The organism is Rufibacter ruber (assembly GCF_014138425.1).
In the GTDB taxonomy this organism is placed as follows: domain Bacteria; phylum Bacteroidota; class Bacteroidia; order Cytophagales; family Hymenobacteraceae; genus Nibribacter; species Nibribacter ruber_C.
This window is the reverse complement of sequence record NZ_JACJIQ010000006.1, coordinates 52,414-69,976: the sequence shown is the minus strand read 5'-3', so window position 1 is coordinate 69,976 and position 17,563 is coordinate 52,414. Positions and strand designations below refer to the sequence as shown.

Annotated in this window: 12 protein-coding genes and 3 pseudogenes; 11 read left to right on the top strand and 4 right to left on the bottom strand. The window is 52.0% G+C overall.

Annotated elements, in window-relative coordinates:
• Positions 1 to 4: 4 nt before the first annotated feature.
• On the top strand, positions 5 to 496 hold the full coding sequence (locus FHS90_RS08665; protein WP_182512744.1) for a hypothetical protein: 492 nt from the start codon (positions 5 to 7) through the stop codon (positions 494 to 496).
• A 755-nt stretch (positions 497 to 1,251) separates the two neighbouring features.
• Here the strand turns inward: FHS90_RS08665 and FHS90_RS08660 are convergent.
• Together FHS90_RS08660 and FHS90_RS08655 are read right to left on the bottom strand one after the other, a co-directional pair.
• Complete coding sequence (locus tag FHS90_RS08660; protein ID WP_182512743.1) at positions 1,252 to 1,617, bottom strand: type II toxin-antitoxin system RelB family anti-toxin; 366 nt, start codon at positions 1,615 to 1,617, stop codon at positions 1,252 to 1,254.
• Positions 1,618 to 1,626: 9 nt separating this feature from the next.
• The gene (locus tag FHS90_RS08655) at positions 1,627 to 1,992 is read right to left on the bottom strand and encodes a type II toxin-antitoxin system RelB family anti-toxin (protein WP_182512742.1); all 366 of its coding nucleotides are present in this window, start codon (positions 1,990 to 1,992) and stop codon (positions 1,627 to 1,629) included.
• A 126-nt stretch (positions 1,993 to 2,118) separates the two neighbouring features.
• Between FHS90_RS08655 and FHS90_RS08650 the strand changes: the two genes are divergently transcribed.
• The 6 genes and pseudogenes from FHS90_RS08650 to FHS90_RS08630 all read left to right on the top strand — a co-directional run bounded on the left by FHS90_RS08650 (position 2,119) and on the right by FHS90_RS08630 (position 8,622).
• Entirely contained in the window at positions 2,119 to 4,749 is a 2,631-nt protein-coding gene (locus FHS90_RS08650) for an MTBMA_p00010-related P-loop-containing protein (protein ID WP_182512741.1), read from the top strand.
• Between the two features lie 136 nt (positions 4,750 to 4,885).
• Positions 4,886 to 5,809 (top strand): tyrosine-type recombinase/integrase, encoded by a 924-nt coding sequence (locus tag FHS90_RS08645; RefSeq protein ID WP_182512740.1) that lies wholly within the window; start codon positions 4,886 to 4,888, stop codon positions 5,807 to 5,809.
• A complete protein-coding gene (locus tag FHS90_RS08640) occupies positions 5,796 to 6,668 on the top strand; it encodes a tyrosine-type recombinase/integrase (protein ID WP_182512739.1) in 873 nt (290 codons plus the stop codon). The genes FHS90_RS08645 and FHS90_RS08640 overlap by 14 nt, the downstream gene beginning before the upstream one ends.
• A 442-nt stretch (positions 6,669 to 7,110) precedes the next feature.
• Positions 7,111 to 7,281 (top strand): annotated as a pseudogene (locus tag FHS90_RS22600) (RHS repeat-associated core domain-containing protein); the annotation flags it as partial.
• Between the two features lie 111 nt (positions 7,282 to 7,392).
• A complete protein-coding gene (locus FHS90_RS22735; protein WP_343049645.1) occupies positions 7,393 to 7,872 on the top strand; it encodes an HNH endonuclease signature motif containing protein in 480 nt (159 codons plus the stop codon).
• 21 nt (positions 7,873 to 7,893) lie between these two features.
• On the top strand, positions 7,894 to 8,622 hold the full coding sequence (locus FHS90_RS08630; protein WP_182512737.1) for a DUF4262 domain-containing protein: 729 nt from the start codon (positions 7,894 to 7,896) through the stop codon (positions 8,620 to 8,622).
• 965 nt (positions 8,623 to 9,587) lie between these two features.
• On the opposite strand, the pseudogene FHS90_RS08625 reads toward FHS90_RS08630, so the two are convergent.
• Both FHS90_RS08625 and FHS90_RS22845 read right to left on the bottom strand, forming a co-directional pair.
• Positions 9,588 to 9,980 (bottom strand): annotated as a pseudogene (locus tag FHS90_RS08625) (recombinase family protein); the annotation flags it as partial.
• A gap of 190 nt (positions 9,981 to 10,170) precedes the next feature.
• Positions 10,171 to 11,171, bottom strand: a pseudogene (locus FHS90_RS22845) (IS701 family transposase).
• Between the two features lie 419 nt (positions 11,172 to 11,590).
• Here FHS90_RS22845 and FHS90_RS08615 point away from each other — a divergent pair.
• The 4 genes from FHS90_RS08615 (at position 11,591) to FHS90_RS08600 (ending at position 17,366) form a co-directional block, all read left to right on the top strand.
• Positions 11,591 to 12,148 carry a sacsin N-terminal ATP-binding-like domain-containing protein gene (locus FHS90_RS08615; RefSeq protein WP_182512735.1) on the top strand — a complete coding sequence of 186 codons (558 nt, stop codon included), beginning with the start codon at positions 11,591 to 11,593 and terminating at the stop codon, positions 12,146 to 12,148.
• Positions 12,069 to 14,678, top strand: a complete 2,610-nt coding sequence (locus FHS90_RS08610) for a hypothetical protein (protein WP_182512734.1) — start codon at positions 12,069 to 12,071, stop codon at positions 14,676 to 14,678. Before FHS90_RS08615 ends, FHS90_RS08610 begins: the two co-directional genes overlap by 80 nt.
• A 2-nt stretch (positions 14,679 to 14,680) precedes the next feature.
• A complete protein-coding gene (locus tag FHS90_RS08605; RefSeq protein WP_182512733.1) occupies positions 14,681 to 15,760 on the top strand; it encodes an AlbA family DNA-binding domain-containing protein in 1,080 nt (359 codons plus the stop codon).
• Positions 15,761 to 15,821: 61 nt separating this feature from the next.
• Positions 15,822 to 17,366: a ComEC/Rec2 family competence protein gene (locus tag FHS90_RS08600; RefSeq protein ID WP_182512732.1), complete on the top strand. Its 1,545-nt coding sequence runs from the start codon at positions 15,822 to 15,824 to the stop codon at positions 17,364 to 17,366.
• Positions 17,367 to 17,563 lie beyond the last annotated feature (197 nt).

The following is a 17,563-nucleotide window of genomic DNA, read 5'->3' as shown; positions in this document are numbered from 1 at the left end:
AACGATGAGAAAGGAAAAAGCACTGTTTGTAATTCTATTGCTCTGGTTGCTAATAGGTCTGATTTTTGGACTTGACTATACTACTTACTCCTCCAGCAGGGGTATTGATGCTGTTAAATATGGGATAAATACGAACAGCTTGGTCTTTAGGTACCAACTGTTGTTTTTTCTGGAATCAGCCATTTTAATTTTTATAGCCTTCCGATCCGATAATAGAAATTTTCAGAAAGTCTTCGTAATAATTGAACTAGTTATCTGGCTGATTAGGCTTTTGCTGATAAAAGATGGATACATGGTTGGTTATGGTGGAGCACCAGATGAAGGGGTTGTTATTTATGATTTTATATCTTTGGTGCTTAGGTTTTTACTGCTTCGAAGCTATTTTACGTCATATAACAAAGCGGTAAGCTTAATAGCAGTTTTCGTTGCAGCAAGCTTATTTATATATTTAAAGATTTATATATTTAGTGAGCCAATTTATTACCTATCTAGCTAAGCAGAAAATAAGAAAAATCCCGTCTCCTTCCAGAGCGGGCTTTTTCTTTTTCCACAGGGGCTTACGTTTATAGACTGTTTTCCTGAAAAGAGCCCAAAAACGCACCGCCATTCAGGGAACATAAGCCATTACCATTGGAAACGTCCAAGCAGGTTGAAGCGGTGTTCGTGCGCTGCTCACTTAGTTCCGGCGGGCAACAAAGCAAGGCTTCCCTACGGCTCACTCGTGCCTCGCTCGGCCTTGCTTTGCCGCGCAACCGGCACCGCTTCCTGCCGTCAGCCGTGCCGGTTGCGCTTTACCCGCCTGCACACGCTGCGCTGCTCCTCACGGCTGCTCCCTCTGTTCCGCAATCCTGCTCCGACAGGCTACGCAGCCTTTGCGGCCCAGCCGCAGCCCATTTTATGCGTGCCTGCGGGTCAGCCGACGCGCAGCCAGCCGCCTGCCCTCACGGGCGACTCCCCCTGGCTGGCTCTGGCCTCCGCACGCGGCGGCACGCAAGACAAAAGCTTGCGCTCCGCCCTCGGACGGCACGGCCATCGCTGCGTGGCGACCGGATGGCCGACGCGCGAGGCCAAGGGGGCCTTCCGCCCCCTTCCACCCCCGAGCCTTGCCGCTCGCGTGCGGGCCGCTGGCCCACCCACTCCCGGCAAGGTCAGAAGCAATGCGTTTTAGGCCTCGTTTTGGGAAATAAGGCCGAAAACAGGAAAGCCCGGCTTATGGCCGGGCTTTCCTGTTTGTAAGGTAATGTTGCTGGTTTACTTGCCGTTCATTGCCTTGAGCAGCTCGACCTTCTCGCGCTCGCTCTGGAGCAGGCGCTCGTAAAGCTCGACGATCTTCTCGATGGGGTTGAACACGTTCTGGACGGAGTTGTCGTGGAAGTTGTTGATGTTGTTGAAGACGGCCTCCTCGCTGAAGCGGCGGATGGCCTCGGGGGTGACGCCCAGGACGGTGGCCACCTTCTGGAGCGTCTCCTCGTCGACGTGCTCGCTGGCCTCCAGTCGGGAGACGGACTGCTGGCTGAGGCCGAGCTCGTGGGCGAGGGCCTCCTGCTTGATGCCGCGCAGCTCGCGGATGCGGCCGATCTTGCGGCCAATGTGTGGTTTTGCGGTAGCGGTCTCCATGGCGGTAGGTTAAAGTGCGGCGACGTTCTTCTGGAAGAAGTCCTTGAATTTTTTGGTGGTGAGCATCCGGTCGATGATTTTGAAGACGGTCTGCCTGTCGTCCTCGTCGAGCTGGGAGATGAGGCGCACCTGCTCGGCGGCGGTCTTGTCCTCGACGGTGACCTCCTGCGGCACGCCGCCGTCGTAGTTGAGCACCTGGTCGGTGGTCAGGCCGAAGAGGCGGGCGGCCCTCTGGAGCTCGTCCACGGTCAGGGCCCTGGTTCCCTTCTCTATCTTGCTGTAGGTGGACTTGTCCACGCCGATGTGGGCGGCGACCTCCATCTGCTTGAGGCCCTTCTCCTCGCGGATGGCCTTTATGTTGTCGGCTAAGCTCATACCGTAAAAATAGGCGATATGTAAACTTTACGCAATATATGGAAGAAAAGTAAATAACATGGTTGCTAAAATGTAAACTTGTAAATAGCTTTACGGTAGAAAAATAAGCAACTACCTTTTCCCGCCATGGAGATCACCGACATTAAAGCCCAGTTGACGCTCGCCCAGGTGCTCAATCACTACGGCCTGAAGCCCGACAAGCACCAGCGGCTGCGCTGCCCGTTCCACGAGGACAGGACGCCGAGCCTGCAGCTCTACTACAAAACCCACACGGCCTACTGCTTTTCCAGCAACTGCAAAACGCACGGCAAGAGCCTGGACGTGATCGACTTCATCCTCCACAAGGAAGGCTGCACAAAGCACGAGGCGATAGAGAAGGCCAAGGCCATGCTGCAGGGAAACAGCAGCGGAGACGCCCCGCAAACCAAGGCGGCTGTATTACTGAAGATGTTCACCTACTTCCGGAACGCGGTGCACAACTCAAAGCCCGCCCAGGAATACATCAAAGGCAGAAACCTGGATTACGGCAGACTGGAGATAGGCTACAACTCGGGCCAGTTCCACCACGGCAGCCGCCGGGACGAGGCTCTGATAAAGAGCTGCCTGGAGGTAGGTTTGCTGCAGGACAGGGGCTTGACGGCCAAGACGGGCGAGAAGGCGTACGGCGTGTTCGGCAAGTACTGCCTGGTGTTCGCGCTCAGGAGCAGGGCCGACAAGATAACCGGCCTGTACTTCAGGAGCACGGTGAACGAGTCCGACCAGAGGCATTACTATCTGGCCAACCGGGAGGGCCTGTACCCGGGCTACCCAAAGCCAGGCACGAAAAAGCTAATCTTAACCGAAGCCATCATAGACGCGGCCAGCCTTCTGCAACAGGAAACAGTTATTACGGAACAGTTTGCAGTACTGTCCGGCTACGGCACCAACGGCTTAACGACGGAGCACCAGGCAGCCATCAAAGATTTACCGGAGCTGGAGGAGCTTGTCTTCTACTTTGACGGCGACCAGGCGGGGCAAGAGGCCGTGAGTAAATATGCCGTTTTATTGCACCGGGACTTGCCCCAGGTAAAGATATCGGTTGTCCAGACGCCGGAGAAAGAGGACGTGAACAGCCTCTTGCAGGGCCACGAGCCGGAAATATTAATGCAGCTGATAAACGAGAGAACCCCCTTTCTTTTTTCAGTTGAAAAGTCAGTTGAAAAAGAAAAGGCGGCAGGGCGTTTATCGCCCGTTTTTCCGGAAACAGGCCAAAAACAGCAACCGGAATATGTCCTCAACACCGGCAACCCCAATAATATAATGTTCACGGGCCTTGCGGCCACGTACGCGGTGAAGGGCGGCGTAAAGCCCCAGCTGGACAGCCTGAAGATAGCCCTGCAGATCATCAGCGGCCACCGGGACTACCGCTGCAAACTCGACCTGTACGAGTACAAGCAGCTGCAACAAGTAGCCGAAACCGCCACCGAAATTTTAGGCAGCCGGAGAGATCTAGTTGAACAAGACCTGATGCAGCTCACCAACCTTCTGGAAGCTTACCGCGAGCAGTACCTGCAGCAAGGCCAAAGCCCAACCGCCAAGCAAAGCATCAAAGTGCCCGAGGCCAGCGCAAAGGAATGCATTAGGTTCCTGCAGCAGCCCGACTTACTCAGCCGCTTCAACCAGCTGATAGGAAAGGCGGGCGTGACGGGCGAGGAAGTGAACCGGATATTCCTGTTCGTGATAGCCACCTCCTACAAGATGCCCCAGACGCTGCACGGCCTGATACAGGGCAGCAGCGGCTCGGGCAAGACCAGGCTCCTGAAGATAATCAGTTCCCTGATGCCGCCCGAGGACGTGAAGCGGTTCACGCGGGTGACGGAGAGCAGCTTTTACAACTACGGGGAATACGACCTGCAGAACAAGCTCCTCTGCTTCGAGGACGTGGACGGCCTGAAGGAAGAAGCGCAGCTTGCCCTTCGGGAGCTACAGAGCAACGACATACTGATCAGCTCCACCTCGGTAAAGTCCGAGGAGGGCCACATCCGCTCCGCCGAGAGAACGGTGCGCGGCCCCGTGGCCACGCTCTCCTGCACCACCAGGGGCGAGTACTACGAGGACAACATCAGCCGCTGTTTCCTGATCGCCGTGGACGAGAGCCGGGAGCAGACCCAGCGGGTGATCAGTTACCAGAACAACCGGGCGGCTGGGGAAATAAACGAGAAACAGGAACGGGAAACGGAGAACTTTATCCAGAACTGCGTGCGGCTGCTGCAGCCCTGCCCGGTGATCAACCCCTACGCCAACAAGATAAAGCTGCCCCCGGAGGCGCACAAGATCAGGCGGCTCAACGAGATGTACCAGAGCATCGTGCGGCAGGTCACCATCCTGAACCAATACCAGCGGCAGAAAGACGGACAGGGCAGACTCATCACCCAGAAAGAGGACATGCAGACCGCCTGCGAAATCCTCTTCGAGAGTATCTTATTGAAGGTGGACGAGCTGGACGGCTCGCTGCGGCAGTTCTACGAGCAATTAAAAAGCTTCGTGCAGCCCAAGGGCAAGGACTACGAGTTCAACCGCTTCGAGGTCAGGGCGGCCACCGGCGTGAGCAAGACCCAGCAGCACTACTACATCGGCCGCCTCGTGGGGCTGGAATACATAAAGCAGTTCGGCTTCGCCAACCGGGGTTTTAAATATAAGATAGCCCACTGGGACAACATGGCCGCCCTGCGCACCCGGATAAAGGAAGACCTGAAAGGCCAGCTGCAAAACCTGTAAGTACGACCGAAAGAAACAAGAGACCGAACGCCACGGAACACCAGGCCGAACGCCAGCAAGTGCGTTTTTGGGCTCAAATCCGAAAATAAGGCCGAAAACGCCCCTGGTGTTCGGCGTTCTGAAAAAGCACAAGCCCATGAAAAGACTGCCGCTTCATACATCTACCTATCAGAACTACGTGCGGGAGTTCTCCCGGCACCTGCAGCGGCTGGGCTACAACCAACCCAGCTGGGAAAGCCAACCCGCCAGCCTGCGCGAGTTCCTGCACCAAATGGAACAACAGGGCATCACGCAGCTGGAAAGCATCACACCCAAACACATCCAGGAGCATTATCATTACCTGCTCGAAAGGCCCAACCAGCAGCGGGGCGGACTGTTGAGCGGCAGCACCGTCGAGGGCCACCTGTACGCGCTCAAGCTGTTCTTCAAGTGGCAAGAGACGTTGGGCACCATTATATCCAACCCCATCAGTGGCCTGATCTTCCCCCGCCACACGCAACCGGAGCGGGCAATCTTAACCATAGAGCAAATCAACCAGCTTTACGCCGCCTGCGGCAGCCTGAGGGACAGGGCTTTGCTGGGTATCTTCTACGGGTGCGGGTTAAGGCGTTCGGAGGGCGAGCAACTAAATATTGCCGACGTGCAGTTCCGGAACCAGCTTCTGTACGTGCGGCAAGGCAAAGGCAAAAAGCGGCGCGTGGTGCCGATGGGCAAACAGGTAGCGCAAGACCTGCAGGAATACTTTTACCAGGAACGCAGCCAATATCTGCAGAAACAAACGGAAGACAGCCAGCAGGCCTTCATGCTCAACTACTACGGCCAGCGGATGCGGGGCCAGGACTACAGCCGCAAGTTCAAGCTATTGCTCCAGAAAGCGGAGCTGCCAAGTTCTTACAGCCTGCACCACCTGCGCCACTCCATCGCCACGCACTTACTGGAAGGCGGTTTAAGCCTGGAACAGGTACGGGACTTCCTGGGGCACAACTGCCTGGAGAGCACCCAGATTTACACCCGCATCAGTCAAAAATACCTAGCGAGCCAAACCTATGGAAACCGGTAAACTGAAAGCGTATTTACTGGAACAGCACACCCCGGCCACGGTGAAAATATACCTGCACGACATCGAGCTGTTCTTGCTTTACCTATCGGAGGAAAAAGCCAGGGCGGCCACTTACCGGGATGTGCTGCCTTACGTGGATTACCTGCGCAAAAAGTACCCAAACCCCAGGACAGTCAGCCGGACAATCTACAGCATCAAGGCTTATTACTTCTGGCTGATTGCCACCGGCCAGAGAGACGGCCACCCGTGCCGTTACCTGAACCTGAAGGACGCCAAAGACCTGCCCGTGCAGCTCCAGGACTTGTTTACAGCCGAAGAACTCGAACTTCTTTTACAAAGGGAAGAACGGTATGAAGCGGCCAAGGTAAAGAACCAGGTCATCATCAGCTTATTAGTTTACCAGGCCTTGAAGTTAAGCGAGTTGGTCGGGCTGAAAACAGATGACGTGGACTTGCAGCAAGGGACGGTTTACGTGGGCGAGACCCCCAAAAGCAACAGCCGAACCTTGAGCCTGAAGCCCAAGCAGGTCATGCTCTTTTACGAGTACATCCACCAGGTGCGGCCCAGGCTCCTGAAAAACGAGACGGAATATTTATTGGTAAATCTTCGCGGCCAGCGGGAGAGCGGCGAGGGCGTCATGTACCTGGTGGAAACGTTCAAGCCGCTGTTCCCGGAGCGCAACCTGAACCCGACGACCATCCGGCAGAGCGTGCTGGCCAACATGCTCAAGGCGGGGAAAGACCTGCGGGTGGTGCAGGCGTTCGCCGGTCACCGCAAGCCAGGCACCACGGAGAAATACCGCCAGACGGGGCTGGAAGAACTAAAAGCCGTGATCGCTAAATACCATCCGCTGCAATAGAAAAGCATTCAGGGGGTAAGCGTCTAACCAACTTGAGACAGCAGGTCAAAAAGAAAACGATAAAAACTTTGCCTTCCGACACAACTTAAAAAGAATCCGGTGTATAAGCTATATGAACAGAGCAAAAGAAATACAAAGAAAGAAATGGCAGATTAATTACCTGAAATATCTGCTTCAGCATTACCCCGGCGATCCGGATTTATCGGTGGACTTAAATCAAGTGAATGCGGAGTTACGAGTACTGCAACGGCCGGGCAAAATAGCGTCACTCCTTAAAGGACTATAGCCCTTCTTTTTTTCAACCGGAGAAACAGCTGAAGATAAAACCGCTATCTTAGGGCTAGGCTTTAGGGCCGGACGTTCTCTGAAAAGAAGTGCGCTATAGGCGGCGGTTGCTTTTAAGGCGGAAAGTGGCGCAGCGGGATTGTAGTTCCAGTACAACGGGAAGGAGAAGCAGACCGAGCTGGGCCTCGACTGGCTCGACTACGGGGCCAGGATGTACGACCCGCAGATGGCCAGATTCCACTCCATAGATCCTAAGGCTGACGATGGAGACCAGGAGAGCTGGACGCCGTACCACTACGTCTATAATAACCCGCTGGCACATACAGACCCGGACGGGCAACTGCCTAATTTCATAGTTGGGGCAATTGTCGGTGCGGCCACAGACTACGGCATCCAGGTGGCGGCAAACCTGATCCAGGGTAAGGACCTGGGAGACGCGATGACCGATGTAGACGTGGGGTCTATAGGTGCGAGCGCAGCGCTTGGTGCAGCGACCTCAGGGCTTTCAGTGTTGAAAGCTGGAGGGAGTATAGCTAAGCTTGGAGCCGCTGCCACTAAAGTTAATAAGACTGAGCAGACCGTTGCCAAAGTTGCGGTAGCTGGTAAGAGGGTGGCCGATAAGGTTAGTGAGGCAAAGGTTAAAATGCCGAACGGGTCTGAACTACCAGCCCCTGGAAAAGGTAAAGGTTCCGTGCCTCCTGGGCAAAGAGACAAAAAGAGAGTCGTGTCGAATTCTGAAAAACAAGAAATGCTGAACGAGCGAGGTGGAAAATGTGAAGGATGTGATACTCCTGCCACAGCAAAAGACGTTAAGGGGCATCATATTAAAAGACATGCTGATGGAGGAGCTACGACTAAAGAAAATACAGCTAATCTTTGCACAGACTGTCACAAACTAGTACATAAGAACGGTCAGTAGTGGTAATATTAATATAGACGTATGATAGACAGAGTAGATTTTTTTAAAATAGTTCAAGCAAATATTGAGAAAGATGAGTATCACATAACCATTGTAAATGGCATAGACTTGCCAAGATTTGCATATACTATTGGATGCAAAGAAATCTTCGGGGCAGAAATTATTTTTGCTGGTGGGGAGTACTATTCAAAAGATAGCGTCGTAACTATTATACAACAAACAGTAGAAGAGCTTAAAAAGGGCTTAGGTAAGCAAACTTTCTACATAAAAATTGACTCATTAGGTTCATTCTCACTTTCAGAGGTTGACAGATCTTGGAGTGAATTGGTGGCCTTAGGCGTGTTTGATTATTATAATCAAAGTGTAATTAACTTCTTGCAGATTCTGCCAGATAAAGAGCATAACACTATTGATGTTCCCAACATGTCAGAGAAGTTTGATGTTGGTTCTCAGCAAATTTGGCAGTGGCTAGTTCGGGAGTGGGATTATCCTGTTCCCCGAAACTCAACTGCTGTAACTAACTTAAAGGTTCTTTATGGAGAAAAATCTACAGAGGTAATGAGATGGGAAACGGATGAGTGGGAAGTATTCTCAGGTGCTGGGCCTGATGTGCCGAAAGAAGAGATTCGTATAGTTCCTCTGGGTGTATTATTGGGTAGTGATAAATCTCTTGAACCTGTGGTTCATTTAGAAGTTGGTAAGGGACTTTGGCGAGATCCTATTGATCTTGTCTGGAATCAATGGGAATAGTTGCCACCCCGTTATTCGTAGAGTTAGCGGAGCGCTCTAGGCATTTAGGTGATGCCCATCTCCGATTGGCGTATTGCGCATAAATAAGAAAGCCTCTCCCTTCCCGGAGGGGCTTTTCTTTTTTCAACTGAAGCCTGTTTCCGAGCTGTTTTCCGGAAAGTAGCCGCAAAACGGGAGCCGTCCATCCAGAGGGCAGGGGCTACTGCCGTTTGACAGGTTCTTGGCAGGTTAAGCGGTGTTCGTGCGCTGCTCGCTTAGTTCCGGCGGGCAACAAAGCAAGGCTTCCCTGCGGCTCACTCGTGCCTCGTTCGGCCTTGCTTTGCCGCAGCCGTTCCACCGCTTCCGCCGAGGGCTCCAGCCGTGGCCCGCCTGCTTTGCCCGCCTGCACACGCTGCGCCGCTCCTCACGGCTGCTTTCTCTGTCTTCTTTGCCGCCTCACTCCACTCCGTTGCGCTCGGCCGCAAAAAATCCAGCCGCAGCCCCTGTTATGCGTGCCTGCGGGCCGGCCGACGCGCAGCCAGGCGCCTGCCCTCACGGGCGGCTCCCCCTGGCTGGCTCTGGACTCTGCACGCGGCGGCACATGGCTTCTTATATGGGGTTGAACATGTTTCAGGCGGAGTTTTCGTAGGTCCAAATATCCGGAGAGGAGAAATAGTTGCTCTTTCGTAAACTAATATTGTTATTACAGTGGAGAAAGAAGCAACCAGTGGTTTTTGCCTTTGACAAGCGTTTACTTTGTTGTTTTATAAAACGGCCGTTTTATGAGACAGAATGAAGTCTTGCAGAAACCCATAACTTTTGTATTAAGTCCGCCCCAATTTGCCGACTCACGAATCAAAGTACGTTACTAGTTTTTGGGGCTTGTAATTGAGAGACACAACTTTCTCGAATACGACTGTCACCCCTACGCCTGCGCCTGCGCATTTTTCACCTTTGAGATGGTATAGGTCGGGACCCCGGTCAGCCTAGTAATCTCGCTGTAGCACCTCCCGTTTCTGATACTTTATCACTTCCTTGTGCTTGCCTAGGAAATTTTCTCTGTTCTCTGTAGAGTTGCCCCTCCGGCAAGAATGCAGCCCTTGTGCCTTACTATTGCGGATGCCCGACTTGATGCTCAGTTTCAGATCCTCGCTCCACATTCTCGCAAGGTCCACTTTGATGGTAATCTCTAGCGTGGTAAAGATTTGGTTCGAGTCTTCCTTCGCTGAGAAGGTGAGGACTAGGTAGTGGATATAGACAGAAACTCCTTTTCCCTCCAGTATCTTCAAGAGGTTCAGGACCTCTGCCGTGTTTCGGCCAAGCCTAGAGATCTCGTGGACGAGCAGGCACTTGACGCCCTCCTGGTCCATAAAAGCGAGAGCCTTCTGGAGGTCCTATCGCTTGGCGAGGGGTTTGCTGAAGCCACTTATTTTCTCTGATAGTGGAAAATATTAGACATCATTCCTTCCAGATAGGACACCTTGGATTGCAGATACTCAAAATCAGATTCTTCGATATGCCTTGGGATTTCCCACATCCAGAAGACATATATATGACTTTCGCTTAAAGTCAAATAGCTTTGATAGTTGATTTTTTGAGCTGTTGAATCAGATAGTTTCTAAAGAGTTCGTTTCTGACCTGGTACATGGTTTTGGCAATCTGTTGTTTGGCTTTTATTTTCAGGGAAACCCAGGCATGATAACAACAGGCCAGATGGTTTCGCTGTGACCTGGCCTTGCGGCACTGGCATTTCTCCGATCCGGTGAGTTGCTTGAAGCCTCTGTGGAAATCCTCGATCTGCCACCTGTTGTCGTTTCTGAGCTCAGCGACGAACAGGTTCACAGAATGGTCCAGGTCATTGGTGATGACCCAGTCAATGCCTCAGTGTGGGGAGACTATCTTGAACAATCTGACAATGAAAGGGACCTCTTTCAACTTTACTATCTGCCCTTCAACGAGCGTATGCCCCTCAAAGACCAGCTCGCTCAGGCTCTGGTAGCCTGTTTCCCCGCTCACGCTCACCTTTCGGTTGCTTTTCAGTGTGGTGAAGAATGTCCAGCCGTGGCGGTGGATGAGCTTGAGGTTGCCGACAGAGACGTAACAACTGTAAAGAGGATGGTTCTGGCTTTAAGCTGCTTGTGGGTGACCAAACGCAGGAACATCTCTCGGAAATGGTCGTTTTTCGTCTTTCTATCCGTTTCAGGGGAATACACCCGGTAGTCAATAGGAAAGAAATCACCGTCGTTGCCCGAGGAATGCACGAAGTTCACCAGGCCGATGCCCTTTACCAAGCCGTGCACGCTGCCCCAGTACTGCCGTTTCACCAACTCAATGAAATTAGAGTATCGCTTGTCCTGTACGCTGTTATCGGCGATGATGACCGATGTCGACGAGTCCTCTATATGGGGTTTGACGATATCCCACAGCTGGGAGGGGGTGAACCGTTCCCGTTGCAGGAAATCACTGACCACATTATGGCTCATCGCTTCTTTATGGGCGGCTAGGTTCGTACACGTATAGTTGAATGGTATACTCAATAGATACTCGACATATTCTTTCTTGCTTAACATCCTTTTCCCTACTGAAAATAGTACGATTGCTGCTAAGCGAAAGTCCTAATATAAAGAGCTCTGTTTTGTTGATACCGATGCTAGTGATGGATTGGGTCAATTAAACGTCCTTTGTGGAGGCATCGATCACTATCTGCAAATTGGTGTTTCCACTCATAGTTTTAATAACATACCATCCTATTGGATGCTTTGAGACGCGCCTCGCATAGGATAGATTGAAGTTCTGACAAGCCATATCTTCTTCGCGGGAGAAAGGCCGATCGCTTGGGCTGGGAAAGATAAATTTTTTAACGGTCAAAAAGAATGCCTAGTTGGATTCCCCGACATTATCAGCCAGGCGATAGGATGTGAATTTTCAGATTAAAAGACTGTTAAAAATTACTTACCTTCCAACTCTGAAGGATGTAAACGCCCACCCTATGATGTCATTGAAAGAAGAGATTAGGAAACAGTACTTGATCAATACCAATTATAACGCGCCGGAACAGGCCATCAACCAGGCGGAGTCCCTTAAATCGCTGTCAGGTGATCTGTACACCGAGTCAAAGCGTTTTATTTACGAACTCCTTCAAAATGCCGACGATTCCGCCGAGCCGGGGCAAAAGGTGAAGGTGAGCATCACCTTCCAAGAGGGGGCATTGGTGGTGGCCCACACCGGGAAACCGTTTGATAGCCGGGATGTAAGGGCGCTCTGCGGTGTGCGTGACGGCACCAAGAAAGACCAGATAGAGAAGACGGGGTTCAAAGGCATCGGGTTCAAAGCCGTCTTCGGCCAGTCCTCCCACGTTACTGTCTTTGAGCGTTGCTTACAACGAAGGGGTGGAGGAGGCTCAGGAATCTGTGCCCTTTATCCTAGCCCGGGATCACCGGACGCTCCTAAAACTGAAGGAGGCCATCGTGGACTTTACCTTCCTTTCCGAAAAACCATTTGTAGGCCCGGATGCCATCCGCGACTTCGTCCGGCAGAATTGCGGTGAAGGGGAGTCGATCCCCGATTCCCCCTTTGCCGCCTATTCCGGGTTAGGCCATCTCCTCAAGCGGGCGGGGGCGCCCGTTTTCGAGTGGTCGGATCTGCCCGATTTCCTTTCCTCCGAGTTCTATTCCAGCAGCGTCACGCCCGAAAGGAACATAGAGCTCATTTTCCACTTGAAAACCCTCAGGGACGAAGAGTCGCCAAAGGAAGTACAGGACCTGCTGCTGAAAAAGACCCCATTTCTCCTCACGCACAAAGGGGCCTTGGAAAAACCATCGGACATTTACTTCCCCACGGCGGATGATTCAAATTGGAACAGCCCCGACAGCGAGATTCAATTTCTGCACCCCGGTCTCCAGGTCTGGCTTCAGGAAAACCAGTCGTTCCGGGAATGGGTGGAAAGTTTAGGGGTCTTCGAAAGAACGGATGAGGCCTTCCTCAAAAAAAACATCCTAAAAGATCCGGAAAAGTATGGGACAGTGGAAAACACCCTGCCCACTATCCTCAACATCTTCAATCTCTATAGCCATCATAAACTTGATACTGAGCTTTTCCAGAAGCTCTCCAAGCTAAGAATCCTGACGCAGGAAGGGACCATGAGGCCGGCCGCCTCCTGCTATTTCTCCAATGCCTACCACCCGAGGCTACCCTTGGAGGGAATACTACTGGAAGACATGTATGTCAGTGAGAAATACCTACCCGCCTCGGCGGACAAGGGGGAATGGAAACGGTTCTTCAAGTTCATGGGCGTAAGGGAGGGGATAGAACTCATAGGTTCCGAAGCCAAGACGTCGGTGGCGGCACTCCGTCAAGCTTACGGAATGAAGGAAGAGTACTTTGACGCTCCTGAAAGGTCATTCAAACCCCTAGTTAGGACCTTCAAACCTGACGAATACTCTAACTTGTGGTCGCTTCTGTTTATAAAGGACACAGAGGAGCTTCCTTTCGCCAAACTTTTCTGGGCGGACGTGATCCAAAATTTGGAGCCTTTCGACCTAATTGCCCCTGCCACCGCCTTTTGGGGGGATGAAGGACACAGAGGGAAACTCGTGGGGACCGAAGTCCAAAGTTACCTTGATTGGTTTGTACGCCATATCCCCAGCATCCCCACCCTTACCGGCGAATGCCTGCCCGCCTCTGAGGTTTTCCTCAACACGGAGGAAATGCTGGAGCTAGGGGGAAGCTACCTGCCCATTTTCAACGGCGAACAACTTTCCCCAGAATGGCGGTCATTCTTCAAATTCAGGGATGTCATGAAGGTAGGAGATTACCTACTGCTGTTATCCAAAATCGCTGCGGACACAACCGAGCAGGGTAAACTGAAGCCGGAGAACAAAAAGAGGGTACAGGAGATGTTCGGATTGTTATTGGATAGGTGCGGGCATTGGGGTAGAGCAGAGGCAACCCTGCTGGAGGAGTGGGCTGGATCCGCCAGCCTGCCGGACACGTCTCTGGAATTGGCTCCCTGCACGGACCTGCATTATTTCCTGGACGGCAGCCCCGCCATCTTCCTAGGGGAATTCCGTTTCCTGAACCTGAGCGCGGAAAATAGCCAGCACCCAAACCTAGAACGGCTGCTATCCCTGCTGCAGATCAGACTAATAAGGCAAAGTGACCTAATGATGGTGCCCGAAGGACAGCGGCAGGCGGTAACCCTACGGAAGAGGCTCAAAACCATTCTTCCCTATCTGGGGGAATGGATAAAGAAGTCCCAGCCTGAAGGGGTGGAGGTGGCACCCTCCCGCCTAGAGGAAAGGGTGGAATCCCTGACGATGTATGAGGTGGACAGGATGACAGTGCATTTCGGGCAGGACTGGACTAAATCCGTCAATGTGCACTTAGACGGCAGCGTCCTGGTTGTGGCGTCTCCCTGGAACAGCAACAAGGTGTTCCTGCAGTTGGCGGAGAAGTTGAGCTCTTTTCTGGGGGTGAAAGGCTATGCCAGGCAGCTGGAGTTCCTCCTGCGGGCAGAAAACCAGGAGGTAAGGGAATTTTTCACGGAGGAGAACATCAGCCTTCCAGATGTTCCAGAGGAAATTGAGCCTGTCCCCACATCTTCGGAAGGTCAGGGCCAGGACAGCCCCCAGACGCTGCCTTTAACCGAGGAGACCATCTCCAGTTTGGGGATTGGCTCGCTCGAAGAGTTGGCCCGCCTTAGGCAGACAAGGGATTTTTCCCAATTTTTCCATGAATCGACGCCCACCTTGGAAATGTTTCAGAAGGCGATGGAAAAAATCGCCCGGGCCAAGGCACGCATACTGGCGCATCTTAACAACTTGCCTGAATATACCTGCACTGATAGCGAGGACCTTGCCCCGAGCATCATCGGGGGTATACGGAAGGGGGATCGGGATATTTACATCATCACCCGGCCGTCTGACAACGGCGAGGTCATCGTCTATTATCCTGCGGAGATGGACGCTCTGGAGTATGAGGAGGCTGAACTCTGGTACGAGAATGGGGTCGACCTTCCTGAGAAGATGACACTGGGCAAACTGCTGCGGAGCACTGAATTCAACAGAATACCTGTCTAAGGATGGATAAGAACCAAATACACGCGCTCATCAGCCAACAGCGAAGTGAGACTCTGGAGCTCAAGGCGGTGCTCCCCCCCTCGAAGACTATTGCCCAGTTGTTGGCCTCCTTCGCCAACACCCTCGGAGGGACAATCCTTCTGGGGGTCTTGGTGAGAGCCGGTGCCAACCAGGTAAAAGGGTTGAGCGGCGATTTCCACGCGCTGGACATCACCCATAAAGCACTGGACATGCTCACCCCGCGCCCAAACGTCAGTTTCAACTATATCCAGGTGGAGGGGAAACAGCTTTTTTTCATCCAGGTGGGGACTTCTGAGGGCACGGTCTATGTAGAGGGAAAACACTTCATCAAAGTGGGTTCCCTCACCCAGGAAAAGCCGTTGCAAGGAGCCCCCTCCCCATCAATGGAAGCCACCGGCTTCAGTAAGGTAGGGGATCTGTATGCACTATTCAATGGGTATAAGGCCTCATCCACCGGTTCTAAGGCGAAATTCCTGGACCATTACTTAAGTACGCTGCGGATGTTCAATGACCTAGGGGGAATACTGTACCCAGACTCCCCCCTCGAGCCCACCTCCAATCCGGAAGGCAGGATACTCAACCGCATCCTGTTTTCCTCCGCCATGGACAACTTCGAGACTTACCTTTCCGATCTCCTCTATGAGATTTTCCTGGCCAAGCCCGAGACGCTAAAATCTGAGCAGAAAGTAACCATCACGGAGGTATTGAACTGCGCGGACTTACAGGAATTTGTCCATTACTGGGCCAAACAGAAAATCGGCAAGCTTCAGAAGGGCAGCGTCGCCGGATTCATCAAAGAGAACCAGCAAATCAAAGACCTCAATGCCTTGAGCCCAGGGGAGCAGACGGAATTGGAGAGGCTGCTCCAGATACGGCACCTCTACTCCCATAGGAACGGCATGGTGGATGAGAAATTCCTGGCCTATTTCCCGGTCGGTCACCCTATCAACACGGAGCACCGGATGCCTATTGATGAAATTTGCGCCAAATTAAAGTATGTGGCGGGAATCGTAGATAAGATTGATAGAGCGGCCATCGAGAAGCATTCTCTCTCTACCTAGGCTCTAGACATACCTCCCTATCTCCTTCAAGAGAAGGCAGACGAATCCAACACCGATTGAAATGGCATATACCAGAATAAATCTATTAAAGCAGTGCTTCACCCTCCACCCAGTAGGCCAGGGTTTCTTCTATTCTGGAGTTGTCACTGCAGAGGGCAAGACAGGGAATTCAAACCCTTTCAAATTCGTATTCGACTGCGGCAGCATGACGAAAGGGGCTGGGTATGAGGAGGCGGACACCTTCAGGCGAAACTACTTAGAGGCAAGCGGCAGGCTGGACATGCTCGTAGTCTCCCATTTTGACGGCGACCATGTCAACCAAATCGGCACCCTGCTGCAGAGAAAGGTGAAAGTGGACCATCTCATTCTCCCCTTCACCCTATTTGAGGAGAGGCTATTCCTCGTCCTAAAGCACTTCCTTAGGAAGGGGGTTGCCCCTGCAGACGAGGAAAGGGAAGATTCGTTTTTTATTCAGTTCGTGTTAGACCCCTTGGGAACTCTCCGTGAGAACTTGGACGGAGACTCAACTGTCTACCTTGTCACAGGAGACCCACGGCCAGCCTCAGAAGGGAGTGACGGCGATGGAAAGGGTTTCCCGGGCAGGAAGGGCAGAGATACCGAGAGAACCGATGCCCCCCGAATGGACTTCGGTTTCGGCAGCTTGGGCCGGAAAGCCACCGCTAAGGATAGAGTTTTTTTTGGAACTAAAGCAATGACCGTCTCTGAACAGCTTAGAATAGTAAAAGACTCTGAAAAAGGTTATATCCACCTGATCAATGAGGGGGTAAACGTGATGGAATTCCTCTTTTATAGAAGGCGGATCACCAAAAGAGAAAGAGTTTTTTATAAGGATATTTTCCAACGCTTCTGTGCCCATTTCGGCATCAAAAATGGTTCCTCCCCTGAAGCTGTGCAAAAGGAAATCCTGGAGAAGCTGAGGAGCTTGAGAGGAGGGACCACTTTAAGGAAAAAGATCTATTGGGCAGCGATTACCGTATTTGCAGCTGACCTGGAAATCCTGGCAAAGGACGCTGAGAACTTAAACACCACAGCCCTCTCCATGCTCCATTTGAACCCAACCTATTACGAAAGCTTGGCGGCAACATTACTGCCCCATGGGCAGGCGGACGGTTTATATTATCAAAGAAGGACAGGACTGATCCAAAAATTTGACGGCACCAACAAGACAAGGATTGAACATAACCTCTTTCCCTACCATAGTTTCCATGGTGATTACGAACCGTATTATGATAGAGATTTTTTCCCTAACTGCCTTCTTACCTCAGATTCATTCTTACTGCACCAAACGGAAGTGGACGCATTTTTCCATCGGTACCAAGCGTACTGGCAACGGTTCTGGCTTTTCCAGATCCCACACCACGGCTCGAAGAAAAATGCCAACAGGAACTTGTTCACACGGGTAAACAGGTCGGCAAGAAAATTTATTAATTATGGCATACACCATTGGGCTCTGTCACACTATTCCCACCCGGATCCGGAGATTTTCGATGAATTGAGGATTGCAGGATGTTGCTCAGATATCATAGCCGTCAACGAATACCTAGGGTTCCACTTCTCATTCACATTGTCTGCTTACCAACATTAAAGTGATTTTCCTATCGTCCATAAATTCCCTACCTTAAAGGGCAAATGATCTATTCGGATCCCCCTTGAATTACACCGTATGGATTTTTCCGCCAGAGCCTATGGGTAAGTTAACACGTGAGGGGAGACTTTCGTTAGGAAGCCTCCCTCTTTTCAGTCAGGAGCATGACCTTCCCCCCAGGAGCGATTTCTGATCAA

What these genes read in the sequence shown, in the direction of transcription:
- FHS90_RS08665 (WP_182512744.1), top strand. Translation starts at nt 5, where the DNA reads ATGAGAAAGGAAAAAGCACTGTTTGTAATTCTATTGCTCTGGTTGCTA.
- FHS90_RS08660 (WP_182512743.1), bottom strand. Translation starts at nt 1,617, where the DNA reads ATGGAGACCGCTACCGCAAAACCACACATTGGCCGCAAGATCGGCCGC.
- FHS90_RS08655 (WP_182512742.1), bottom strand. Translation starts at nt 1,992, where the DNA reads ATGAGCTTAGCCGACAACATAAAGGCCATCCGCGAGGAGAAGGGCCTC.
- FHS90_RS08650 (WP_182512741.1), top strand. Translation starts at nt 2,119, where the DNA reads ATGGAGATCACCGACATTAAAGCCCAGTTGACGCTCGCCCAGGTGCTC.
- FHS90_RS08645 (WP_182512740.1), top strand. Translation starts at nt 4,886, where the DNA reads ATGAAAAGACTGCCGCTTCATACATCTACCTATCAGAACTACGTGCGG.
- FHS90_RS08640 (WP_182512739.1), top strand. Translation starts at nt 5,796, where the DNA reads ATGGAAACCGGTAAACTGAAAGCGTATTTACTGGAACAGCACACCCCG.
- FHS90_RS22735 (WP_343049645.1), top strand. Translation starts at nt 7,393, where the DNA reads ATGACCGATGTAGACGTGGGGTCTATAGGTGCGAGCGCAGCGCTTGGT.
- FHS90_RS08630 (WP_182512737.1), top strand. Translation starts at nt 7,894, where the DNA reads ATGATAGACAGAGTAGATTTTTTTAAAATAGTTCAAGCAAATATTGAG.
- FHS90_RS08615 (WP_182512735.1), top strand. Translation starts at nt 11,591, where the DNA reads ATGATGTCATTGAAAGAAGAGATTAGGAAACAGTACTTGATCAATACC.
- FHS90_RS08605 (WP_182512733.1), top strand. Translation starts at nt 14,681, where the DNA reads ATGGATAAGAACCAAATACACGCGCTCATCAGCCAACAGCGAAGTGAG.
- FHS90_RS08600 (WP_182512732.1), top strand. Translation starts at nt 15,822, where the DNA reads ATGGCATATACCAGAATAAATCTATTAAAGCAGTGCTTCACCCTCCAC.